The organism is Kineococcus gurbantunggutensis, assembly GCF_050871925.1.
Taxonomy (GTDB): domain Bacteria; phylum Actinomycetota; class Actinomycetes; order Actinomycetales; family Kineococcaceae; genus Kineococcus.
The window spans coordinates 12,404-34,531 of record NZ_JBJLSG010000013.1; the positions used below are offsets into that span (position 1 = coordinate 12,404).

The window sequence follows — 22,128 nt, forward strand, 5'->3', positions numbered from 1 at the left end:
CGCGGGTCACCACGCCACGCGCGGCGACGGCGGAGCGCCGTCACGGGAGGGCAGGGCTGTGCCGTGCCCGTGCCGTGCCCGCGGTGCCCGCGGGGCGGGTGGTGCGCGCGGGGCGGGCGGTGCGCGCGGGGCCCGCACCGGGACCTCCCGTGGCGCCCGGCGCCCCGCAGCGGGGAGGATGTCCGGACCGCAGGTCCGTGCCGACGACGAGGGGGCCGCCGTGCCGCGCGAGGGAGCACCGCTGGAGCGGATGGGGTTCCTCACCATCGGCTCGTTCGACCCGGCCGACCCGGCCGCGGGCCACCGCGACACCCTCGCGGTCATCGAGCTGGGCGAGCAGCTCGGCTTCGACAGCGCCTGGCTGCGCCACCGGCACCTGCAGCACGGCATCTCCTCGCCGGTGGCGGTGCTGGCGGCCGCCTCCCAGCGCACGAGCCGCATCCACCTGGGCACGGCGGTGACGCCGCTGGGGTGGGAGAACCCGCTGCGCCTGGCCGAGGACCTGGCGACCGTGGACCTGCTCTCCGGCGGGCGCCTGGAGCCGGGGGTGAGCGTCGGCCCGCCGATGCGCTTCGAGGAGGTGCGCGAGGCGCTGTACCCGGGCACGGCGGACCTGGAGGACTTCGGGTACGGGCGGGTGCTGCGGCTGCTGCGGCTGCTGCGCGGGGAACCGGCCAGCACCTTCAGCGGCACCGAGGGCGTGGAGACGTGGTCCGAGCAGGTCCAGCCGCACGCGGCCGGGCTGGTGCGGCGCGTCTGGTACGGCGCCGGCAGCACCCGCTCGGCGCGCTGGGCGGGGGAGAACGGGCTGAACCTGCTGACCTCCAGCGTGGTGAAGGCGCCGGGCGAGGGCCCGTGGGACTTCGGCGAGATCCAGGCCGAGCAGGTGCGCGCGTTCCGCGCCGTGCACCCGGCCGGGGCCGCGGCCCGCGTCTCGCAGGGCCTGGTGGTGGTGCCCACGGACAGCGCCACGGCGGCCCAGCGCGAGCGCTACGCGGCGTACGCGGCGGCGCGCACGCCCCGCACCCGCGAGCCGCAGGGACCCGCGCGGCTGCTGTTCGCCCCGGACCTGGTGGGGCCCTCCGAGGAGGTCGCCGCGGCGCTGCACGCGCACCCGGGGTACCGGGAGGTGCGCGAGGTGGTGTTCGCGCTGCCCTTCGGGTTCGCGCGCGAGGACTACGAGCAGATCCTCACCGACACCGCCACCCGGCTGGGGCCGGCGCTGGGCTGGCAGCCGCACGGCCCCCGCTGACCGTGGTCGGCGGGGGCCGTGCGGGCGCGCCCGGGGCGGGTCAGCCCTTCAGGCCCGTCCCGGCGATGCCCTCGACGATGCGGCGCTGGAAGACCAGGAACAGGACCACCAGCGGCAGCGCGCCCAGGACGGTGGAGGCCTGGATGTCCGCGAAGCGCTGGCCGTAGGAGCCCTGCACGGTGGCCAGGCCCACCGGGATCGTCATGAGCTTGGGGTTGGACAGCACGAACAGCGGCAGGATCAGGTTGTTCCACACCCACACGAACACCACGATGGCCATCGCGGAGATGATCGGCCGCGACAGCGGCATGATGATCGAGCGGTAGATCCGCCAGTTCGAGGCGCCGTCCAGGCGCGCGGACTCCTCCAGCTCCCTGGGCAGGCCGTCGAAGAACTGCTTGAACACGAAGATGGCGATGACGCTCGCCCCGACCTGCGGGAAGATCACCGCCCAGTAGGTGTTGAGCAGCCCCAGGGCGTTGAGCTCCTGGAAGATCGGCAGGATGAGCACGTCGGTCGGCACCATGATCCCGGCGAGCACCAGGACGAACGCCAGCTGCCGGCCCCGGAAGCGCATCCTCGAGAGCGCGAAGGCGCACATCGAGCCCAGCGAGACCACGAGCCCGGCCGAGACGACCGCCGTGACGGCGCTGGCCAGGTACCAGTTCCAGATGTCCCCGCCGCGCAGCAGCGTGGCGTAGGAGGCCAGCGTCGGGTCGGTGTCGCGCAGGATCGCCTCCGCGCCCAGCGCGGCGGTCGCGTTGGACGTCAGCGACGTCTTGACCGCCCACAGGCTGGGCAGCAGCCACAGCACCGCGCACACGAGCAGGACGACGAAGCCGACCCGGTCGAACACCTTCCCGCCGTTGGTGCCGGCGGTGCTGACGCGGGCCGCGGGGGCGGCCGCGGAGATGCCGCTGCGGCGGCGGCGGGCGGGGGCCTGCGGGTTCGCGGTGGCCATCTCAGGCCTCCCTTCGCGACTGACGGGTCTCCAGCAGGTGGCGGGCGAGCGCGATCACCAGGATCAGCAGGAACAGCAGGACGCTGGCCGCGGCGCCGGCGCCGACGCGGAAGTCGGTGAAACCGGTGCGGGTGATGAAGCCCAGGGCGACCTGCGTGCTGGTGCCCGGCCCGCCGTCGGTCATGATGTAGACCTGGTCGAAGATCTTCAGGCTGGCGATGATCTGCAGCAGGACGACCAGCGTCGTCGTGCGGCTCAGCAGCGGGATCGTCAGGTGCCGGATCTGCTGCCAGGGGGTGGCGCCGTCGATCGCGGCCGCCTCGTACAGCTCGCGGGGGATGTCCTGCAGGCCCGCCAGGTACAGGATGAAGTTGAAGCCGATGGTCCACCAGATCGTGGTCACCGCGATGCCGACCATGGCCAGGCTCGGGCTGGCCAGCACCGCCGTCGGCTCGTCCACGCCCAGCCAGCGCTGCACCTGCGGGAACAGGCCGCTGTCGGCGGTGTAGATGAACACCCAGATCAGCGAGATGGACGCCGAGGGCAGGATGTAGGGGACGAAGAACGCCATCCGCCAGAACCAGTGCCCGCGCCGCATCCGGTTGGCCAGGACGGCGAAGACGAACGACAGCACCACCAGCGGCGGCACGGTGTAGAGGGTGAACTGCAGGGTGTGCCACATCGCGGACCAGAAGGCGCTGGAGGTCAGCATCTCCCGGTAGTTGGCCAGGCCGGCGAAGGAGCCCAGCCCGCTCTTGGTCAGGCTGGTGTCGAAGAAGCTCGCCACGAGCATGTACAGGGACGGCCCCACGAGGAACGCCAGGTAGAACACGGCGAAGGGGGCGATGAACAGCCAGGCGGAGCGCTGCCGCTGGCTGGCGGGGCGCTCGTGGTCGCGGGACGTGGCCACCGCGGCCCGCCCCGGGGCGAGGGTCTGCGCGCTCACGGGACGACCTCTCCTTCGGGTTCGCGGCCCGGTCCGCGGCCGGACGCGGGCGGGTGGGGGGCTCGGGCGCCGGTCACAGCGGGTTCGCCGTGCGCGCGTAGGACTCCAGTTGCGATCGCATGCTGGCCACGGCGTCCTCGGGGGACTTCGAGCCCTGCAGCGTCAGGCCGATCTCGGCGCCGACGATCTCCTCGAAGTTCGAGCCGGACCCGGAGTACCAGGCCGGGGCGTCGTAGACGGCGTAGTCGGCGACCGGGGCGTAGTTCGACTGCGGCTGCAGCGCCTGGTACTCCGGCGACTGGAAGATCGGCAGGTAGGTGGGCACGTGCCCGCCCTCGGCCCAGGTCATGCCCTGGTCGAGCATCGACCTCACGAACCCCATGGTGCGCCTGAGCTGCTCCTCGTCGCGCTCCATCAGCGGCAGCACGAAGGCGTGCGAGTCGCCCTGGGCGGCCGGCTGCTCGAACAGGGTGGGGAAGGGGCTCATGCTGAACCGCAGGTCCGGGATGCTCTGGGCGGTGGTGATCTCCCACTCGCCGTTGAAGTACAGCCCGGACTGCCCCTGGAACATCTGCGTCTGGGCGCCGGCGCCCTCGATCGTGGTGGGCATCAGGCCGCTGCGCGTCCAGCCCTGCATGACCGCCAGGGTGTCGACCACCAGCTCGTCGTTCATGGTGATCTCCTGCCCCTCCTCGGAGAGGAAGGGGGTGTTGCCCTCGCGCTGGGAGTACATCGTCTGCAGGAAGCGCCAGCAGTTGGAGGTGTCGTTGACCGTCGCGGTGCTGGCCCCGTACTGCCCGGTGACCTCCTTGAGCGCGGTGAGCGCGGCCTCCCACTGCTCGATCCCGGTGATCGGCGCCAGCGCGCCGTCGGGCCCGACCAGCCCCGCCCGCTCGCACACGTCGGTGTTGGAGAACACCACCCACGGGTGGGTGTCCATCGGGACGGCGTAGACGCGGCCCTCGTGCTGGGAGGCCTGCCAGGCCCTGGGGTTGAAGTCCGCCGCGGACAGCCCGCCCAGCGCGAGCACGTCGTCGGTGATCTCGGTGAGCAGCCCGGCCGCGGCCAGGTTCGTGGCGCGCGTCAGGTGGGAGACCGCCACGTCCGGCGGCTTGTCGCCCAGCGTCGCCAGGGACACCTTCGTGTAGTACGGGTTGCCCCAGGCGAACGTCGCCGCCTGCAGGGACTCCGCGCTGCCCTGCTGGCGGCGGTACTCGTCGAGCATGAGCAGCAGCCGGGCGCCGTCACCGCCCCCGAAGAGGTTCCAGAAGGTGACGGTGCCCGGGTCCAGGCGCGTGCCGGCGATGCCGGCCGACAGGGGGCTGCCGCACCCGGCCGCGCCCGCCGCCAGGCCCAGGCCGCCGGCGGCCAGGCCGCCGCGCAGGAAGGAGCGCCGCCCGAGAGCGCGGCGCGGTGGAGGAGGTGGAGGAGAACTGGTCACGCCGTCCGTCCCTGACCCGGTGCGGGGACCCCGGTGTCCCCGCTCGTTCTCGCGGACGCTAGCACCTGCCTCCAACGTTGGACAGGACTTCGCGGGGGCGGTTCGGCGCCCTTGCCCGCCCGGCACCCCGGCGGCATGCTGCGGTGATCCCCGCGTGATCCCCGCGTGATCCCCGAGCAGCTCAGGAGACGACGTTGTCCACCCCCGCGTCCACCCCCGCCGGTCCCGCGAGCGGCGCGGGCGACGTCCCCCGCCCGGAGCACCCCCGGCCCTCCGTCGTGCGGCCCGACTGGCTCACCCTGAACGGCACGTGGGGTTTCGAGGTGGACGCCGCCGACTCCGGCCTGGAGCGCGGGCTGCTGCACCGCCCGCTGACCGGCTCGATCGCGGTGCCCTTCGCCCCGGAGTCGCCGCTGTCCGGCGTCGGCCTCACCGACTTCGCCGAGGCCGTGTGGTACCGGCGCGAGGTGGAGCTGCCGCCGGCCTGGGCCGGCCGGCGCACCCTGCTGCACTTCGGCGCCGTCGACCACGACGCCACCGTGTGGGTGGACGGCGAGGAGCTGGCCCGCCACCGCGGCGGGTTCACCCCCTTCACCGTCGACCTGGGCCACCGCCGCGGCACGGTCACCGTCGTGGTGCGCGCCCGCGACAGCCGCCGGGGGCCGCAGGCGCGCGGCAAGCAGTCCACCCGCCACGGCAACTACGAGTGCTTCTACACCCGCACCACCGGCATCTGGCAGAGCGTGTGGCTGGAGCCGGTGCCCGACGTGTCCCTGGCCCGGCCCAGGATCACCCCGGACGTGGCCGGTTCCGCCTTCCACCTGGAGCAGCCGCTGCGCCGCTCGGGCACCGGCCGGGCGGGCGACCGCACCGGCTGGACGCTGCGCGCGGTGGTCTCCGACGACGGCGGCGAGGTGCTGACCGCCTCCGCGCGCGCGGACCTGGACCTCTCGCCCCGGCTGGTGCTGGCCCTGCCCGGGGACCGGGTGCGGCTGTGGTCGCCGCAGGACCCGCACCTGTACGGCGTGCGGATCGCGCTGCTGGACGCCGACGGCGCCGAGGTCGACGCCGTGGACACGTACGCGGGGCTGCGCTCGGTCTCCATCGACGGCGAGGCGGTGCTGCTCAACGGCGAGCCGGTGTTCCAGCGCCTGGTGCTGGACCAGGGGTACTGGCCGGACGGGCTGATGACCGCCCCCAGCGACGCCGCCCTGGTGCGCGACGTCGAGCTGTCCCTGGCGGCGGGCTTCAACGGCGCCCGGCTGCACCAGAAGGTCTTCGAGGAGCGGTTCCTCTTCCACGCCGACCGGCTGGGCTACCTGTGCTGGGGGGAGTTCGGCGACTGGGGCGCCGCCGAGCGCGGCACCGAGGTGGACCGGGAGTTCCAGCGGCCCACCGCCTCCTTCGTCACCCAGTGGCTGGAGGCCCTGGAGCGCGACCACTCGCACCCCTCCCTCATCGGGTGGTGCGGGCTGAACGAGACGTACCAGCGCCTCACCGACAGGATCACCGTCCTGGACGACGTCACCCGCGCGATGTTCCTGGCCGCCAAGGCGATGGACACCTCCCGCCCCGTCCTGGACGCCTCGGGGTACTCGCACCGCGTCGCCGAGTCCGACGTGTGGGACAGCCACGACTACACCCAGGAGCCGGAGGTCTTCGCCCGGGAGGTCGGCGGCCTGGCGCAGGGCCGCCCGCACACCAACCGCGGCGAGGACGGGCGCGAGTGGTCGGTGCCCTACGGCGGGCAGCCGTGGTTCTGCAGCGAGTTCGGCGGCATCTGGTGGCGCCCCGACACCGACGCCAGCGACTCCTCGGTGGACCGCGGGGCGGAGTCCTCCTGGGGCTACGGCAGCGCCCCGCGCAGCGAGGAGGAGTTCCACGAGCGCTTCGCCGGGCTCACCGCGGTCCTGCTCGACGACCCGCTGGTGTTCGGGTACTGCTACACGCAGCTCACCGACGTGTTCCAGGAGCAGAACGGGGTGTACTCCTTCGACCGCTCCACCAAGCTCGACGTCGAGCGCGTGCGCGCCGCCCAGCAGCGGCCCGCCGCGATCGAGCGGGCGTGGCGGGCGCGCCCGGCCGCCGGCGGCGCGGCGACACGCCCTCACCCGGACGGAGCACCGTCCCCGGGCGTCACGCTGAGCGATGTCTAGAATGCTCAGAGCGCCCGGCCCGGACCTCGCCGCCGGCGCGCCCGGGGCCGACCGGTGCCCGGGACGAACCACCACGGAGGTCGGAAGATGCACCACAGCGCCCCGCCGGGGGTGCCCGCGCAGCCACCCGCCCACGACGGCGCGGGCACGTGCGCGGAACTGGAACGGCTGCGCGCGGAGGTGGCGCAGCTGCGCACCGCGCTGGACCGCCGCCCGGTCATCGACATGGCCAAGGGCGCGGTGATGGCCGTGGCGCGCTGCGACGAGGAGACGGCGTTCCAGCAGCTCTCGCGCGTCTCGCAGTCGCACAACGTCAAGCTGTTCGACCTCGCGCAGGCCCTCGTGCAGGACCTGCCGGCCAGCGCGCGGGACGTCGCCCCGCGCCGGCCGCAGCCGGTGCCGCGCACCGTGCGCGACCTCGACCGGCTGGTGGCCTGCCACTGGACGCGCGTGTAGCTCCCCCCGCCGCGCCCGCGGGGCCGCCTGCGCGACGCCCCCGCGCGCGGGGACCCGGCACCCCTCAGGGGCGCGGCGCCACCACGGTGGCGTCGCGCCCGCCGCCCTTGCCGCGGTACAGCGCCTCGTCGGCGCGCGCGAGCACCTCGGCGGCCGACTCCGCCGCCGACCACTGCGCCACCCCGACGGTCGCGGTCTGCCCGCGCGGCACGACCGCGCGGATCCGGTCGGTCACGAGCACCGCCTCCTGCGCGGTGCACCCGGGCAGCGCGATCGCGAACTCCTCCCCGCCCCAGCGGGCCAGGGTGTCCGCCTCGCGCAGGCACGAGGAGGCCGCCGCGGCGAACTCGCGCAGCAGCGCGTCGCCCTCCAGGTGGCCGAAGGCGTCGTTGTAGCGCTTGAAGCGGTCCAGGTCGACCAGCGCGAACGTCAGCGGCGCGCCGGTGCGCCGGGCCCGCGCGATCTCCAGCGCCGCCGTGCCGTCCCAGCGCCGCCGGTTGGCCAGGCCGGTGAGCGCGTCGTGCTCGGCGGCGCGCTCCAGCCGCGCCAGCAGCCCCGCGCGCTCCACGGCGTGCGCGGCCTCGGCGGCGAAGGTGCGCAGCAGCGCCGCCACCGCCGGCGGCAGTACCGCCACCGGCCGGTGCCACACGACGCTGAGCACCCCGATCGGCTCGTCGCCGCGCAGCAGCACCGGCTGCCACACCGCCGAGGCGGCCCCGACCGCGCGCACCAGGCGCGTGTCGGCGCCGGGGTGGGTGGCCAGGTCGGGCGCGAACACCTGCTCGCCGTCCAGGAAGGCCGTGGCCGTCAGGCTGGTGCGGGAGGCGACGTCCACCCGCAGGTCGCGGTGCGCCGCCCCGCCCACCGAGGCGGTCGCCGCCAGGCTCGCCGGGCCCTCCGGCTGCAGCAGGAACACCGCGTCGGCGCCGGTGAGCTCGCGCACCGCCGCGCACACCGCCGTGCGCGGGTCGTCGGCGGTGGCCACCGCGCGCGAGGCGCGCGCCAGCGCCTCCACGTGCTCGGCGTGCTCGGCGAGCTGGGCGTGCGCGCGCGCCAGCGCCGCCTCGCGGGCGCGCGCGGCGGTGACGTCGTGCATGGCCACCACGGCCCCCAGCAGCTCGCCGCCGGCGGTGCGCATCGCCCGGGCCGTGCACAGCGTGGTGAGGGCGGGGCGCCCGAAGGGCACCAGGACCACCTCCGCGCCCGTGACCTCCTCCCCGCGCAGCGCCCGCTGCAGCGGGGAGTCCTGCGCGCTCAGCAGGGTGCGCCCGCCGGGGCCGTACAGGCCGTAGTGGGCGGGCTGGTCCCGCGGGTCGAGGTCGTCGCGCACCGGCTGCCCGAGCCAGGCGGTCGCGGTGTCGTTGCCCATCTGCAGCCGGCCCTCGGGGTCGGCGACGAGGATGCCGACGTCCACGCTGGCCAGCACCGCCTCGGTGAGCTCGCGGCGGTGCTCCACCTCCGCGCTCACCAGCTCGGCGAGCGTGCGCCGCTCCTCGCCGTCCAGCGCCTCGCGGGCCGCGCCGCAGCGCCGCTCCAGCAGGGGCGCCAGCACCCGGGCGAGGTCCTCCAGCCGGGTCAGCACCACCGGCTCGGGGCAGGGCCCGTGCAGGCACAGCGCGCCCAGCGGCAGGCCCCGCGCGTCCACCACCGGCACGCGCGCGCACGCGCACGCCGCACCGCTCTCCAGGGCGCACTGCGCCTCGCCGGTGAGCAGCTCGACCTCGTGCGGGGCGAGCCCGGCGAGCGCGGCCGCCAGGCGCACCGCGGCGGCCAGCTCCTCGTCGCCGGGCGCGGCCGCGCCCGGCCGCAGCGCCGCGACGCCCGTGCCGCCCACCCCGTCCACCCCCTCCGCCCGGTCCGCCCGGTCCGCCGCCCGGTCCGACGCCGGCTCGTGGCTGCATCGGCGCGCGGCGGGGCGCGGTTGAGCGCGCGGCGGGGCGCGGTCGAGCGCGCGGCGGGACTCAGGCCAGGTCGACGGTCAGCGCCAGGTGGTCCGACAGCGGCAGCCGGTGGGCCCCGGCGCGCTCCACCCGCAGGCCCGGCGCGCCCTCGCCGCCGACCAGCACGTGGTCCAGCTGGCGCTGCGGGTCCGGCAGCGGGAACGTGTCGGCGCTGACCAGCGAGCGCATCCCGGTGCTGCGCCGCACCGCCTCCGGCTCCAGGTTCAGGTCGCCCATGAGCACCACCGGCGTCGAGCAGCGGCGCAGGGTGCGCGTCAGGCGCCGCAGCTGCCAGGCGTTCCAGCCGGGCAGGAACGACAGGTGGGTGGCCGCCACGGTCAGGCAGCGGCCCGTGGCGGGTTCCTCCACCACCGCCACCACCGCCACCCGCGGTTCGTCGCGCACCAGCTTCGGGCGGCGCTGGCCGGGGAAGACCACCGGCACCGTCCAGGGCACCGAGGGCAGCCGCACCACCTCCCAGGAGCGCACCGGCAGCCGCGACAGCAGGGCGATGCCGTAGGCGGCCTCGTCCGGCTGCTCGTCGCCCGTGGCCGCCATCCACGTCGCCCCCGGCGTGCCCGACAGGGCCGCCACGAACCGGTGCTCGGGCGCGCCGAGCGCCTCGGCGGCCACGGCCGTCAGGTCCGCGCGCGAGGAGCGCTCCTGCGAGCGGTCCACCTCCTGCAGCGCCACCACGTCCGCGTCGAGGGAGGCGACGGCGGCCGCGAAGCGGTCGACGTCCACCCGGTCGTCCTCGAGCGATCTGCCGTGCAGGATGTTGAAGGTCGCCAGTCGCACCCCCCCAGGGTGCGGCACGAGGCCTGGAGGAGCACGGTGGAGAACACGGGGAACCACGGGGTCAGCGACGGGGAGGTCGACGCCGGGGTCAACGCGACCGTCACGACCATCGAGCAGCGGCGCACCGCGCTGGTGCGGGTGGCCGCCGAGCTCAAGCGCGCCGACGTGCCGTTCGCGCTGGCCGGCGGGTACGCGGCGTGGGTGCACGGCGCGCCCGAACCGGTGCACGACGTCGACTTCGACCTGCGCGCGCAGGACGCCGAGCGCGTGCGCGAGCACTTCCGCGAGGCGGGGTACGAGGTGCTCGCCCCGCCGGAGGACTGGTTGTTCAAGGTCCTCAGCGACGGCGTGGAGGTGGACCTGCTGCACCGCGGCGGCGGGGTCCTCGTCGACGACGCGCTGCTGGCGCGCGCGGCCTGGACGGAGGTGCTCTCGGTGGAGATGCCCGTCATCACCGCCACGGACGTGGTGGTGCACAAGCTCTGCGCGTTCGACGAGCACACCCTGGACTTCGCGCCGGCGCTGCGCGTGGTGCGCAGCATCCGCGAGGCCGTGGACTGGGGCGAGGTGCGCGAACGCGTGCGGGACAGGCCGTTCGCGCAGGCGTTCGTGCACCTGCTGGAACTGCTCGGCGTGGTGGGCGCCCCCGGCTGAGGAGCCCGCCGCGTCGGCGGTCCGCGCCCGCGGCGCGCGCCCGTCCCCGGCTGCGGTTGCCGACCCCCCTCGTCGGTGCTCGACTGTGCCCGCGGGTGCAGAAGGTCGCCTGGTGATCCGGCAAGGACCGATGCGGAGGGTTCCGTGACCGCTCTAGTTCCCGACGTCGACGCCGTCCCGGCGGCGCCGTCCCGACCCCACGGCCCGGCCGCCGAGGAGCTGGTCGTGGAACACCTCGACCTGGCGCGCGGCCTGGCCTCGCGCTACCGGAACCGGGGCGAGTCCTGGGACGACCTGGTGCAGGTGGCCTTCCTGGGCCTGGTCAAGGCCGCCCGGGGGTACCAGCCCGGCGCGGGCGCCTCGTTCGCGGCGTACGCCACCCCGACCATCACCGGCGAGATCCGCCGGCACTTCCGCGACCACGGCTGGGACGTGCGCCCGCCGCGGCGCCTGCAGGAGCTGCGCTCGCGGCTGCGCTCGGCGGAGCGCGACATGGAGCAGGAGAACGCCGCCTGCGCCGACGAGGAGGCGCTGGCGCGCCGGCTGGGCACGACGGTGGCCGAGGTGCGCGAGGCGCGCTGCGCCGCGGCCGCGTACTCCTCGGTGTCCCTGGACGCCCGGCTCGGCGCCGACGACGACACCACCGTGGGCGACACCCTCGTGGCCGCCGGCGACGCGGTCTCCGTGGTGGACGACCTGGCCTCGCTGGCCCCGGCGCTGGCGGAACTGCCCGACCGCGACCGGCGCATCCTGGCGCTGCGGTTCTTCGGCGACGCGACCCAGTCGCAGATCGCCGCGGAACTGGGCATCAGCCAGATGCAGGTCTCGCGCCTGCTGACGGCGGTGCTGCACCGGCTGCGCGAGGCGCTCACCGGCGAACCGGCCGGCGGCGCGGTGCGCGCCACCGGTCCGGTCGCCGGCACGGTCGCCGCGGTGCGTCACGTGCCCACCCGGGAACCCGGTGCCACGGTGGAGCGGCTGCGCAGGGCCGGCGAGGCGGTCCCGGCGTGCCCGCGCATCCCGGCGAGGAGCTCGGTCAGCACGTCCGCGGCCGCGTGAGCCGGCTGCCAGCCGAGTTCCGCGCGGGCGCGGTTCGTGTCCATCAGCGGCACCGACAGCGCCAGGTCGAACCAGCCGGGCAGCACCGGGTGCAGGCGCGCGTGGTAGCTGGCCACCACCGCGGCGCGGGCCAGCCCGTGCGGCACGGCCACCAGCCGGCGGGCGTTCAGGGCGCGCGCGATGTCGCGCCCGCCCAGGACGGGTTCGTCGGCGAGGTTGAACGCGCCACCGGCGCGCTGCTCCAGGATCCGCACCAGCCCGTCGGCGAGGTCGTCGGCGTGGACGAGCTGCAGGCGCAGCCCGCGCGGCAGCGGCAGCACAGGTAGCGGCACGCGCCCCAGCGCCCGCGCCGGCACCAGCGCCCCGGCGAAGTACCGGGCGATCTCGCTGGCGGAGTCGCGCTGGAACACCAGCGCCGGGCGCACCCGCGTCACCGTCAGGCCGGGGACCTCGGCCTCCACGGTGTCCAGGTACTCCTCGCAGGCCACCTTCTCCCGCGAGTACTGCAGCGTGGGCGCCCCGGTGACCGGCCAGTGCTCGTCGACGCGGTGGTCGTCGGCCGGGCGCGGGGAGTACGCGCCGATGGAGGACAGGTGCACCAGGTGCGGCACCCCGGTCTCGCGCACCGCCTCCACCACCGCCCGGGTGCCGCCGAGGTTCACCCGGTACAGCTCCGCGGGGTCGCGCGCGGGCTGGATCAGCCAGGCGGCGTGCACCACGGCGTCCGCCCCGCGCACCACCTCGTGCAGCCGCTCGCGCTGCGCGGGGTCGGCGACGTCCAGCGAGACCCAGCTCGCCGTGTCGTAGGGGCTCTCGCCCGGCGACGGCAGCCGCCGGGCGATCCCGACGACCTCGTGCTGCGCGCCGGCCGCGTCGCGCGCGGCCAGGCGGCGCAGCAGCGCGCTGCCGACGCTGCCGCTGGCTCCGGTGATGACGATCCGCATGCTTCAGATCTCCTGTCCGGCCGCCCGGGCGGTGCCCGGGTCGACCTGGGTGACGGTGAAACCGCTCCGGGGCCGCGACGGCACCGGCCGCGCGGGCACCCGCAGGTCCTGCGGCGGCACGACCAGGCGCAGCCCGGCCAGCACCTCGACGGCCTGCGCCAGCAGGCGCACCGTGGCCGGCTCGCCGGGGCAGCGGTGGCCGGTGCGCGCGTCGCCGCCGCCCTGCGGGACGAACGCGCGCGCCGCGGGGCACACCCCCGCGCCGTCGAAGCGGCCGGGGTCGAACTCCTCCGGGTGCGGCCAGGCGGCCGGGTCGCGGTGGGTGCCGACCACGTCGAGCACCACCCGGTCCCCGGCGCGCAGCCGGTGCCCGCCCACCTCGCCGTCGCGGCGCAGGCGGGTGGCCAGCGCCGGCACGAACGGGTACCGCCGGCGCACCTCGTGCGCCACGGCCACGGCGGTGCCGGAGGCCTCCGGGGCGCCGGTGGCGGCGGCGGCCACCGCGTGCCGCCAGCGCGGGGCCCCGTGCAGCGCCAGCGCGCCCTGCGCCACCAGCCAGGCCACCGCCACCGTGGGGCGCAGCACGTTGAGCAGCTCCACGGCGGCGGTGCGCTCGTCCAGCGGGCGCCCGTGCGGGTCGCGGTGCGCGGCCACCAGCGCCAGCGCGCTGCCCGCGGGGGCCGGGCGCCGGCCCGAGCGCGCGTCGCGCACCGCCCGCGCCGCCCAGCGCTCGCAGCGGGCCCGGGCTCGGCGCGCGCGCAGGAACCGCGGCCCGGCCGAGCCGAAGCCGTCGACGATCGCGGCCAGGTCGGCCGCGCGCGCGGTGTCGGCCGCCTCCCCGGCGCCCGCCCCCGCCCAGCGCAGCACGGCCCGGCCCAGCACGCCCACGGCCTCGTCGAAGACCACCACGCGCTCGCGCGCCGGCCAGGTCGCCACCGCCCGCGCCCACTCCGCGCCCGCGGCGTCCACCAGGGCGTCCACGCGCCCGGGCGCCAGGGCGGCGGTGAACAGGTCCTTGCGCACCCGGTGCTCGGCGTCGTCCAGGCCGTGCACCGCGCCGCGCCCGAAGAGGACGTGGCTCAGCACCCCCGGCACCGCGCCGCGCCGGGCGAGGCGGGAGGCGTCGTAGAAGTCGCGCACCCCCTGCTCGCCGCGCACCACCACCGCCGGTCGCCCCAGCAGGCGCGAGCGCACCGGCGCGCCGGCCGGCGCCCCGGGGGCCGCCCGCAGCCCCGGCAGCCCCTCGAACCCGCGCACCAGCAGCGTGAGCAGCAGCTCCGGGGCGCCGGTGCGCGCCCGGTCGCGCTCGACCGCGCCGGGGGGAGGTGCCGTGGTGGTGCCCATGAGCCGCTGGTACCCGCCGCGCCGCGGTCCATGCGCCCGCCGCGCCACCGGCCGCGCGGGCGCCGCGCGCGGGCCTCAGCTGGCGGTGCGGCCGGCGGCGCCGCCGGGAGCGCCCTCGACGACCTCGCGCGCCACGTCGTGCAGGCGCCGGCGCCCGGTGCGCGCCGTGGCGCGCAGCCGCTCGAAGGCCACCTCCGGCGGCACCCCGTGGCGCTCGGCCAGCACCCCCTTGGCCTGCTCCAGCACCACCCGGCTGTCCAGCGCCCGCTGGAGCTGCTCCTGCACCCGCTGCCCGGCGGCCACCCGCTCCAGCTGGGTGAGGCCCACCGCCCCCAGCGAGGCCAGGGCGCGCACCACCGCGCGCTCCACCTCGTCCAGGCCGCCCTCGCGGTCCAGGAAGACCCCCACCGCCCCGAAGGTGCGCCCGCCCGCCGCCAGCGGCTCGGCGTGCAGGGAGAGCACGCCGTGCCGCTGCGCCGCCGGCGCCAGGCCCGGCCAGCGCCGGCGCAGCTCGGCGGGGTCCGCGCAACCCACCGGCTCCCCGGCGCGGTGGCAGTCGCGGCAGGGGCCCTCGTCGTCCTCCAGCTGCAGCAGCTCCAGCTCCGCGGCGGCGCCGCTGGTGCTCGCCAGCAGCCGCAGCCGCCCGTGCGAGTCCTCCACGAGCACGCCGACCGCGCCCGCGCCCAGCAGCTCCCCGCAGTGCCGCACCAGGCCGTCGGCGAGGTCCAGCGGCCCGCCGCGCCCGGCCAGCAGGCCCGCCACCTCGTCCACGGCCGCCGCCACGGCCCGCACCGCGACCGGCACCGGCGTCCTCCCGTCTGCCCGCCCCCGAGGGGCCCCGCACGTCGTGCTGCGAGCCTGCCACCGGCCCGCGCCCGCCGCGAGGCGCCGGGCGCCGCCGGGGCCGGCGCCCGAGGTGCCGACCCCCGCGCACCGGGGTAGGCAAGGGGCATGAGCCTCATCGGCGCCCTGTTCGACGCACCCTCCCGGCTGACCGCGCTGGACCCGGTCGCGTCCCGCGCCGGGGCCGTGGCCGACCGCCTGCTGCCCGGGGGGAAGGTGCGCGCCCTGCTGCACGGGCGGCCCTTCGGGCACCCGGCGCACCCGGCGATGGCCTTCGTGCCCGTGGGCACGTCGCTGTCCGCGCTGCTGCTGGACGCGGCCGCCACCGTCCTGCCGGGCGGGCGCGCCCTGCACGCGCCGGCGCGGGGCCTGGTGGCCGTCGCCGCGGCCTCCGCCGCGCCCGCCGCCCTCGCCGGGTGGGCGGACTACACGCAGCTGCACGTCGACCAGCAGCGCACCGCGCTGGTGCACGCCACCGGCAACGCCGTGGCCCTGACGTGCTGGACGGCCTCGCTGGTCGCCGGGCGGCGCGCGGCGCTGCTGCGCACCGCCGGGACGCTGGTGGCCGGCGCCGCCGGGGCGCTGGGCGGGCACCTGTCCTACCGGTGGGCCGCCGGCGCCAACCACGCCGAGCACCTGCCGCACCTGGCGGGCGCGGGCGCCCGGGAGCACGTGGACGTCGGCGCCCTGGAGGACCTGCCCGACGGCGAGCTCGCCCAGCGGCACGTCGGGGACGCCCCGCTGTGCCTGCTGCGCCGCGGCGACTCCGTGCGGGCGCTGACCGACACCTGCACGCACCTGGGCGCGGGCCTGCACGGCGGCGAGGTGCGCGAGGGCCCGGGCGGCCCGGAGGTCGTCTGCCCCTGGCACGGCAGCGCCTTCCGCTTCGACGACGGCCGCGTCGTGGACGGCCCGGCGACCGCTCCGCAGACCACCGTGGACGTGCGCGTGGCCGACGGTCGCGTCCTGGCCCGCGTGGACGGCCCGCCGCGCTCCTGAGGGGCGCCGGGCCGGCCGGCCCGGCTCAGCCCAGGAACGTGGCCGGGTCCAGGCCGCCGCGCCGCAACCGCGCCCGCGCCGGCAGCACGCCGGACTCCAGCGAGCGGATCAGCCGTGAGTTGCGGGTGAGCTCCTCCTCGGGGGCGCGCGCCGCGAGCAGCGCCAGGCGCTCGGCGTACGCCTCGCGCAGGGTGTCGAGGGGACCGGGGTCGCGGACGTCGACGGTGCGGGGGTCTCCCGCGGCGTCGAGGACCGGGACCCGGCGGGTGGGTCTCGTGAGCGGGGTGTCCACGGCAACTCCGATGTCCGCCGGTCGTGCGGTCCGCTGCGGACCGCCCCGGGCCCCCGGGGGCGAGGGCCCGATCACCGATGGCACCACGCGCGCAGGGCGCCCGCAAGGGAGGGCGTGGCGCCCTGCGGGGGGCCGTGCGCGGCGGCGACGGGTTACGGTCGTGGCGGTGAGCGGCGCGCGCCGCTCGGGGAGAGCGGTGACGTGACGATCGACGGCGTGGCCGGTGCGGTGCGGACCGGCGGCCGGCGGGCGGGCGGTGCGCTCGCCCGCGTGCGGGCCGCCACGGCGCAGGCGCACGAGGACCTGGACGGCGGCCTGGACGTGCTGCACCGGCCCTGGGGGGCCGAGGAGCACCGCCGCTGGCTGGAGCTGAACCTCGGGCTGCTCGACCCCCTGGAGGAGTCCCTGCGGCGCTGGGCCGCCGCCGACCCCGGCGTGCTGGACGTGGCCGAGCGCGCCCGGGCCGGGATGGCCCGCGCGGACCTGCTCGCGCTGGGCGTGCCGCCGCGCGAGGTGGCCGCCGTGCCCGCCTGCCCGCACGTGCCGGTGCCCACCACCCGGGCGCAGGCCCTGGGCGTGTGCTACGTCCTGGACGGCTCCACCCTGGGCGGCAAGCTGATCCGCTCCGCGGTCGTGGCCGCCGGCGTGCCGGAGCAGGCGTGCACGTCGCTGACCGGGCGGCCCGGGGCGGGGCGCCGCTGGCGCGAGACCACCGCCGCCGTGGACGCGCTCGGCGGGGCCGGCGAGGAGGCCGTGCGCGAGGCGGCCGCCACCGCCACCGCCGTCTTCGCCGCCTACCGCCGCTGGCTGGCCCCGCTGGCCGGGCGACCCGCGTGAGCACCCCGACGGCCGGCGGCACCCCCGGGCCCCCCGGCGCCGCCCGCGCCGCCGGGACCGAGGTGGACCCGTACGTGCCCGCGTACGGCCCGGTCGACCTGACGAACTGCGACCGCGAGCCCATCCACGTGCCCGGCGCGGTGCAGCCGCACGGGTTCCTGCTGGCGGTGGACCGCGGCACCCACGAGGTCGTCGTGGCCTCGGAGAGCACCGGGCCGCTGCTGGGGCGCGCCCCGCGCGAGCTGCTGGGCCTGCCGCTGCGCGAGGTCCTCGGCGAGCGCACCGCCGGCGCCGTGCTGGCCCTGGACGCCGCCGACCAGCTCGGCGAGCCCCTGCACACCGCGCTGGACCTGGCCGGCGCCCCGGGCGCCGACGTGGACGTGGTGCTGCACGTCTCCGGCGAGCGGCTCGTCGTGGAGGTCGAGCCGGTGGGCACCTCCCGCGGGGTGCAGGTGGTCTCGTACCGCGCGGCGCGCGCGGCGGTCACCCGGCTCACCGAGGCCGCCTCGGTGGACGGGCTCTCGCAGCAGCTCGCGCGCGAGGTGCGGGCCCTGACCGGTTTCGACCGCGTCATGGTCTACCGCTTCGACGCGCAGTGGAACGGCGAGGTCGTCGCCGAGGACCGCCGCGAGGACCTCAACGCCTTCCTGGGCCTGCACTACCCCGCCTCCGACATCCCCGCCCAGGCCCGCCGGCTCTACACCGTGAACTGGACCCGCCTGATCGCCGACGTCTCCTACGCCCCCTCGCGCCTGGAACCCCTGCTCGACCCCGGCACCGGCGCACCGCTGGACCTGTCGCACTCGGTGCTGCGCAGCGTCTCGCCCATCCACGTCGAGTACCTGAAGAACATGGGCGTGACCGCCTCCATGTCGATCTCCCTGGTGCTCGACGGCCGGCTGTGGGGGCTCATCGCCTGCCACCACTACTCCGGGCCGCACCGGCCCAGCCACGACGCGCGCTCGGCGGCGGAGTTCCTGGGCCAGGCGGCCTCGCAGCTCATCGCCGGCCGCGAGCGCTCCGACGAGCGCGACGACGCGCTGCGCGGGCAGGAGCGTCTCGCCGCGCTCGTCGCGCGCACCACCGGTTCCGGCGGCGACCCGTTCGCGAACCTGCTCGGCGACCGCCGGCTGCTGGAGCTGCTCGGCGCCTCCGGCGCGGCCCTGGCCGACGGCTCCCGCCTCTCCACGCTGGGGGAGGTCCCAGGACCGGCTGCGCTGCACCGCATCTCGCAGGTCCTGGCGCGCGGGGACGGCGCGCCGACGTTCACCGACCACCTGGCCTCGCTGGACCCGGCGCTGGAGGAGTTTCAGCAGGTGGCCGCCGGCGCGCTGCGGGTGGGGCTGGGCGTGGACCGCTGGCTGCTGTGGGTGCGCCCGGAGCAGCAGGAGGTCGTGGACTGGGGCGGGGACCCGCGCAACAAGCACCTCGCCGCCGCCGAGGGCCCCGGGGTGCGCCTGAGCCCGCGCAAGTCGTTCGACAAGTGGCGCGAGGTCGTGCGCGGGCGCAGCGTGCCGTGGCAGCGCTGGGAGGCGGTCACCGCCGACCGGCTGCGCAGCCAGCTCACCAGCGTCGTGCTCGGCCGCCTGCACGACCAGATCGCCGTGGCGCAGTCGCTGCAGCGGGCCGTCGTGCTGGAGCGGGCGCCGCGCTTCGCGGGCCTGGACGTCGTGGCGCGCTACCGCCCCGCCGCCGGCAGCCAGCTCGGCGGGGACTGGTGGGACGCCTTCGCGCTGCCGGGCGGGCGGGTGGCCGTCGTCGTCGGCGACGTCTCCGGCCACGGCGTGCACGCCGCCGCCGCGATGGCGCAGCTGCGCACCGCCTCGCGCGCCTACCTGCTGGAGGGGCACTCCCCGGCGGCGGCGCTGGACCGCCTCGACGCGCTCGTGGCCTCGACCCTGACCGAGCACACGGCCACCGCCGTCGTCGCCGTGCTGGACCCCGGCACCGGCACCGGGCACGTGGCCAGCGCCGGGCACCCGCCGCCGCTGCTGCTGCACGGGGGCGCCGAGCTGCTGCGGGTGACCCCGCGCCCGCTGCTGGGCGTGGCCACCGGCCGCGCCGAGGACGTGCCGGTGCGCGTGCCCCGCGGCGGGGTGCTCGTGCTCTACAGCGACGGCCTGGTGGAGCGCCGGGGCCTGCCCCTGGACGCCACCATCGAGCAGCTGCGCGCGGCCGCCGCCGACGGCGCCCGCCGCGGCTCCGAGGACCTGGCCGACCACCTCATGACGGTGGTGCCGGGCGCGGAGGGCGATGACACCACCCTGGTGCTCGTGCGGTGCGAGCCGCCGGGCGCGCCCGGCGCGCGGGGCTGACCGCGCGGGACCGGCCCCGCGGTCCGGGCGGTGCGCCCCGGGTTCAGGCGCCGGTCGGCGTGGTGAAGCCGAAGAACAGGCTGTTCGCGTAGGTCGTCCCCTCCGCGGTCCCGCCGGCCTGCGCCGGCCCGGCCGCGGCCCCCTTCGCGGGCGTCACGGACGTCCGCGCCTCCGAGGTGCCCAGGTCGCCCTCGGCGCGCCACCGGTAGGGGCCGGTGGGCCCGGTGCCGAGGGCGACGTCGCAGCCGTCGAGCGTGGCCTTGAGGACCAGCAGCCGGCCGCGCTCGCCGCGCAGGAAGGCGTCCACCGGCGCGCTGCACAGCACGTCGCTGAGGTAGACCTTGTGGTCGCGGTCGGCCGGGTCGGCCGTGTACGCCTCGGTCGTGAGCTCGACGAAGACCACCTGCCGGCCCGCCTCCACGGCGGTGCTGAAGGAGGCGACGCGGCACAGCCGCTCCTGGGCGCTGACCTCACCGGCGCAGGTGCTGGTGCGGCCGGCGGCCGGCAGGAACGCCTGCGCCCCCGTGGCCGCGCTCGCCGGGGCCACGGTGCCCAGGACCAGCGCAGAACCCGCAGCCGCCATGCTCAGCGCACGCGTCATCCACTTCACGATTACCCCCGGTGATCTCGATCGGCCGCCTCGCACCCCCCGGTACCGCGGTCCGTGCTTCGATTTGAGCGGCTGCGCGGAGCCGGCGCAAGCACTTCGTCACGTTCGGTCATGAAGTCACCCGGCTGGCGCAACCCTCGGGCCGTGCGCGCTCACCCCAGGTCGTCGACGGCGAAGGTGTCGCACCGCGCCGGGTCCCCGGTCTCGTAACCGGTGGTGAACCACAGCCGGCGCTGCTCGGAGGTGCCGTGCGTGTACGAGCCGGGGTCGGCGGTGCCGTCGCCGAGCTGCGTCTGGATGAAGTCGTCGCCGATGCGGCCGGCGGTGTCCAGCGCGCGCGCGACGTCGTCGTCGGTGATCTCGGCGATCAGCGGGGCGCCGGAGTCGTCGGGCACTGTGGTCGCGTGGCTGGCCCACGTGCCGGCGTAGCAGTCCGCCTGCAGCTCCAGGCGCACGCTGCCGCTGTCCGGGCCGCTCTCGCCGGGCCGCACGGCGGCCGTCGTGCCCAGCAGGTGCTGCACGTGGTGGCCGTACTCGTGGGCCAGCACGTAGGCGTTGACGAAGGCGCCGCCCTCGGCGCCGAAGCGCGTGCGCAGCTCGTCGAAGAACGACAGGTCCACGTACGCGAGCTGGTCGGCGGGGCAGTAGAAGGGCCCGGTGCCCGAGGAGGCCGCTCCGCAGGCGGTGTCGGTGGCGCCGGAGAAGAAGACCGTCTCGGCGGGGACGTAGCGCTCGCCCAGCACGCCGGCCCAGTAGTCCTGCACCGACTCCACGTCCGCGACCAGGGCGCACTCCGTGCGCGCGTTGGCGTCGGCGCCGGTGCGGCAGGAGGCGGCCAGCTCCTGCGCGCCCGTGCTGCCGCCGCGGCCCGCCCCGCCGACCCCGTCCACGTAGGAGCTCGACCCCGCGCCGGGCGCACCGCCGTCGCCGGTCCCGCCGAGCACCTGCAGCAGCACGAGCACGAGCACCCCGACCAGGCCCAGCCCGCCGCCGCCCACGGCGACCGCCCGCCGGCCGCCGCCGCGGCGGTCCTGCACGCCGCCGCTGTCCAGGCTCGCGTCGTCCCGGTACCTCATCGACCACCCCTCCGTCCGCGGGGGCGAGCGCCGCCCCCCCGGGGGGTGAGCCTGGCGCGCTCCGCCCGCCGGCGCGCGTCGGCGCCGGCCGCTCCCGCGCCCGGCCGGCTCCTCAGCCGGCCGGGGCGGCGGCCGGGGGAGCGGGCGGCGCGGCGCTCGTGGCGCGCACGACCAGCTCGGTGGCCAGCTCGACGTGGTGCGAGTCGAGCTGCTCCCCGGCGGCCATGCGCAGCACCGTCTTCAGCGCCACCCGGCCCATCTCGCGCAGCGGCTGGCGGATCACGGTCAGCGGCGGGGTGGAGACCTCGGCGAGCTCGGTGTCGTCGAAGCCCACCACGGACAGGTCGTCGGGCACCCGCAGGCCGCGCACCCGCGCGGCCTCCATGACGCCCAGCGCGATGGAGTCGCAGCCGGCCACGACGGCGGTGGGGCGGTAGGGCCCGTCCAGGAGCAGCTCGCCGGCGCGGCGGCCCGGCTCGTAGGCGAACTCGTCGGTGGCCACCGTGGCCTCCGGGCGCACCCGCAGCCCGGCGGCCTCCATCGCGGCGCGGAAGCCGTGCTCGCGGGCCCGGTTGCACGAGGAGGTGGCCGGGCCGCCGACGTAGACCACGTCGCGGTGGCCCAGGTGCAGCAGGTGCTGGGTGGCAGTCATGCCGCCGGTGAAGTTGGTCGAGCCGACGCTGGTGACCTCCCGGCGCGGCAGGTTCAGCGGGTCGATGACCACCAGCGGCAGGCCCACGTGCCCCAGCGCGTCCACGTGCGCGGCGGTCAGCTCGCCGGTGACGACGATGACGCCGCTGCGGCCCAGCGCGGCGAGGTCGCGCGCCCACGAGCGCGCCGAGGGCTCGTGCGAGAGGTCGGCGGGCAGCTTGCCCACGGCGACCGACACCCCGGCCTCCTCGGCGCCGCCGAGGACCCCGTCGATGACCTGGGTGGAGTAGGCGCGCAGCTCCCCGTGGACGAAGAACTGCACGACGCCGCCGTCGGTCGCGGGGGTGCGGCGCGCGGAGGGGGGCGCGTAGTCGTGGCGGCGCAGCAGGTCCTCCACCAGGGCCCGGGTGTCGGGGGCCACGTCGTCGCGGCCGTTGACGACCTTGGAGACGGTGGCCACGGAGACGCCGGCCGACTGCGCGATGGTGGCGAGCGTCGGACGGCGGCCGCTCCTGGTGCGCGCGGTGCGGTCGAGCACGGCGGCCTCCTCTGCT

At 77.1% G+C, this 22,128-nt stretch carries 19 protein-coding genes and 1 pseudogene; 8 read left to right on the forward strand and 12 right to left on the reverse strand.

What is annotated here, in order from left to right:
• The first annotated feature begins 178 nt into the window (after window positions 1–178).
• Entirely contained in the window at window positions 179–1,252 is a 1,074-nt protein-coding gene (locus tag ACRYR7_RS03900) for an LLM class flavin-dependent oxidoreductase (protein WP_432570753.1), read from the forward strand.
• A 40-nt stretch (window positions 1,253–1,292) separates the two neighbouring features.
• On the opposite strand, the gene ACRYR7_RS03905 is transcribed toward ACRYR7_RS03900, so the two are convergent.
• The 3 genes from ACRYR7_RS03905 to ACRYR7_RS03915 all read right to left on the reverse strand — a co-directional run bounded on the left by ACRYR7_RS03905 (window position 1,293) and on the right by ACRYR7_RS03915 (window position 4,600).
• Window positions 1,293–2,213 carry a carbohydrate ABC transporter permease gene (locus ACRYR7_RS03905; protein ID WP_432570754.1) on the reverse strand — a complete coding sequence of 307 codons (921 nt, stop codon included), beginning with the start codon at window positions 2,211–2,213 and terminating at the stop codon, window positions 1,293–1,295.
• A gap of 1 nt (window position 2,214) precedes the next feature.
• A complete protein-coding gene (locus ACRYR7_RS03910) occupies window positions 2,215–3,159 on the reverse strand; it encodes a carbohydrate ABC transporter permease (RefSeq protein ID WP_432570755.1) in 945 nt (314 codons plus the stop codon).
• A gap of 73 nt (window positions 3,160–3,232) precedes the next feature.
• A complete protein-coding gene (locus ACRYR7_RS03915; protein WP_432570756.1) occupies window positions 3,233–4,600 on the reverse strand; it encodes an extracellular solute-binding protein in 1,368 nt (455 codons plus the stop codon).
• A gap of 194 nt (window positions 4,601–4,794) precedes the next feature.
• Here ACRYR7_RS03915 and ACRYR7_RS03920 point away from each other — a divergent pair, with 194 nt between their 5' ends.
• Entirely contained in the window at window positions 4,795–6,756 is a 1,962-nt protein-coding gene (locus tag ACRYR7_RS03920; RefSeq protein ID WP_432570757.1) for a glycoside hydrolase family 2 protein, read from the forward strand.
• An 87-nt stretch (window positions 6,757–6,843) separates the two neighbouring features.
• Entirely contained in the window at window positions 6,844–7,212 is a 369-nt protein-coding gene (locus tag ACRYR7_RS03925; RefSeq protein WP_432570758.1) for an ANTAR domain-containing protein, read from the forward strand.
• A gap of 64 nt (window positions 7,213–7,276) precedes the next feature.
• On the opposite strand, the gene ACRYR7_RS03930 is transcribed toward ACRYR7_RS03925, so the two are convergent.
• Window positions 7,277–9,046, reverse strand: a complete 1,770-nt coding sequence (locus tag ACRYR7_RS03930; RefSeq protein ID WP_432570759.1) for a GGDEF domain-containing protein — start codon at window positions 9,044–9,046, stop codon at window positions 7,277–7,279.
• Window positions 9,047–9,173: 127 nt separating this feature from the next.
• Window positions 9,174–9,950, reverse strand: coding sequence for an endonuclease/exonuclease/phosphatase family protein (locus ACRYR7_RS03935; RefSeq protein WP_432570760.1), 777 nt, complete (start codon window positions 9,948–9,950; stop codon window positions 9,174–9,176).
• Window positions 9,951–9,986: 36 nt separating this feature from the next.
• Here ACRYR7_RS03935 and ACRYR7_RS03940 point away from each other — a divergent pair, with 36 nt between their 5' ends.
• Both ACRYR7_RS03940 and ACRYR7_RS03945 read left to right on the forward strand, forming a co-directional pair.
• A complete protein-coding gene (locus tag ACRYR7_RS03940; protein WP_432570761.1) occupies window positions 9,987–10,604 on the forward strand; it encodes a nucleotidyltransferase in 618 nt (205 codons plus the stop codon).
• 144 nt (window positions 10,605–10,748) lie between these two features.
• Window positions 10,749–11,462 (forward strand): annotated as a pseudogene (locus ACRYR7_RS03945) (sigma-70 family RNA polymerase sigma factor); the annotation flags it as partial.
• Window positions 11,463–11,542: 80 nt separating this feature from the next.
• On the opposite strand, the gene ACRYR7_RS03950 reads toward ACRYR7_RS03945, so the two are convergent.
• From ACRYR7_RS03950 to ACRYR7_RS03960, 3 genes are all read right to left on the reverse strand, one after another.
• Window positions 11,543–12,607, reverse strand: coding sequence for an NAD-dependent epimerase/dehydratase family protein (locus tag ACRYR7_RS03950; protein WP_432570762.1), 1,065 nt, complete (start codon window positions 12,605–12,607; stop codon window positions 11,543–11,545).
• Between the two features lie 3 nt (window positions 12,608–12,610).
• Window positions 12,611–13,951, reverse strand: coding sequence for a cytochrome P450 (locus ACRYR7_RS03955; RefSeq protein ID WP_432570763.1), 1,341 nt, complete (start codon window positions 13,949–13,951; stop codon window positions 12,611–12,613).
• A 75-nt stretch (window positions 13,952–14,026) separates the two neighbouring features.
• Window positions 14,027–14,755, reverse strand: a complete 729-nt coding sequence (locus tag ACRYR7_RS03960; RefSeq protein WP_432570764.1) for a GAF and ANTAR domain-containing protein — start codon at window positions 14,753–14,755, stop codon at window positions 14,027–14,029.
• A 147-nt stretch (window positions 14,756–14,902) separates the two neighbouring features.
• On the opposite strand from ACRYR7_RS03960, the gene ACRYR7_RS03965 reads away from it, so the two are divergent.
• Window positions 14,903–15,793, forward strand: a complete 891-nt coding sequence (locus ACRYR7_RS03965; protein ID WP_432570765.1) for a Rieske (2Fe-2S) protein — start codon at window positions 14,903–14,905, stop codon at window positions 15,791–15,793.
• Between the two features lie 25 nt (window positions 15,794–15,818).
• On the opposite strand, the gene ACRYR7_RS03970 is transcribed toward ACRYR7_RS03965, so the two are convergent.
• Complete coding sequence (locus tag ACRYR7_RS03970) at window positions 15,819–16,085, reverse strand: hypothetical protein (protein WP_432570766.1); 267 nt, start codon at window positions 16,083–16,085, stop codon at window positions 15,819–15,821.
• A gap of 201 nt (window positions 16,086–16,286) precedes the next feature.
• On the opposite strand from ACRYR7_RS03970, the gene ACRYR7_RS03975 reads away from it, so the two are divergent.
• Both ACRYR7_RS03975 and ACRYR7_RS03980 read left to right on the forward strand, forming a co-directional pair.
• Window positions 16,287–16,922 (forward strand): biliverdin-producing heme oxygenase, encoded by a 636-nt coding sequence (locus ACRYR7_RS03975; RefSeq protein WP_432570767.1) that lies wholly within the window; start codon window positions 16,287–16,289, stop codon window positions 16,920–16,922.
• The gene (locus ACRYR7_RS03980) at window positions 16,919–19,237 is read left to right on the forward strand and encodes a SpoIIE family protein phosphatase (RefSeq protein ID WP_432570768.1); all 2,319 of its coding nucleotides are present in this window, start codon (window positions 16,919–16,921) and stop codon (window positions 19,235–19,237) included. Before ACRYR7_RS03975 ends, ACRYR7_RS03980 begins: the two co-directional genes overlap by 4 nt.
• Before the next feature lie 43 nt (window positions 19,238–19,280).
• Here the strand turns inward: ACRYR7_RS03980 and ACRYR7_RS03985 are convergent, their stop codons facing one another.
• The 3 genes from ACRYR7_RS03985 to ACRYR7_RS03995 all read right to left on the reverse strand — a co-directional run bounded on the left by ACRYR7_RS03985 (window position 19,281) and on the right by ACRYR7_RS03995 (window position 22,112).
• Window positions 19,281–19,838, reverse strand: a complete 558-nt coding sequence (locus tag ACRYR7_RS03985; RefSeq protein ID WP_432570769.1) for a hypothetical protein — start codon at window positions 19,836–19,838, stop codon at window positions 19,281–19,283.
• A 161-nt stretch (window positions 19,839–19,999) separates the two neighbouring features.
• Window positions 20,000–20,923, reverse strand: a complete 924-nt coding sequence (gene ypfJ, locus ACRYR7_RS03990; protein WP_432570770.1) for a KPN_02809 family neutral zinc metallopeptidase — start codon at window positions 20,921–20,923, stop codon at window positions 20,000–20,002.
• A 112-nt stretch (window positions 20,924–21,035) separates the two neighbouring features.
• Window positions 21,036–22,112 (reverse strand): LacI family DNA-binding transcriptional regulator, encoded by a 1,077-nt coding sequence (locus ACRYR7_RS03995; RefSeq protein WP_432570771.1) that lies wholly within the window; start codon window positions 22,110–22,112, stop codon window positions 21,036–21,038.
• Window positions 22,113–22,128: the final 16 nt, after the last annotated feature.

Bases quoted from the DNA above. Each gene is read 5' to 3' on its own strand.
- ACRYR7_RS03900 (WP_432570753.1), top strand. From the start codon at position 179: ATGTCCGGACCGCAGGTCCGTGCCGACGACGAGGGGGCCGCCGTGCCG.
- ACRYR7_RS03905 (WP_432570754.1), bottom strand. From the start codon at position 2,213: ATGGCCACCGCGAACCCGCAGGCCCCCGCCCGCCGCCGCCGCAGCGGC.
- ACRYR7_RS03925 (WP_432570758.1), top strand. From the start codon at position 6,844: ATGCACCACAGCGCCCCGCCGGGGGTGCCCGCGCAGCCACCCGCCCAC.
- ACRYR7_RS03950 (WP_432570762.1), bottom strand. From the start codon at position 12,607: ATGCGGATCGTCATCACCGGAGCCAGCGGCAGCGTCGGCAGCGCGCTG.
- ACRYR7_RS03955 (WP_432570763.1), bottom strand. From the start codon at position 13,951: ATGGGCACCACCACGGCACCTCCCCCCGGCGCGGTCGAGCGCGACCGG.
- ACRYR7_RS03965 (WP_432570765.1), top strand. From the start codon at position 14,903: ATGAGCCTCATCGGCGCCCTGTTCGACGCACCCTCCCGGCTGACCGCG.
- ACRYR7_RS03985 (WP_432570769.1), bottom strand. From the start codon at position 19,838: ATGACGCGTGCGCTGAGCATGGCGGCTGCGGGTTCTGCGCTGGTCCTG.
- ypfJ (WP_432570770.1), bottom strand. From the start codon at position 20,923: ATGAGGTACCGGGACGACGCGAGCCTGGACAGCGGCGGCGTGCAGGAC.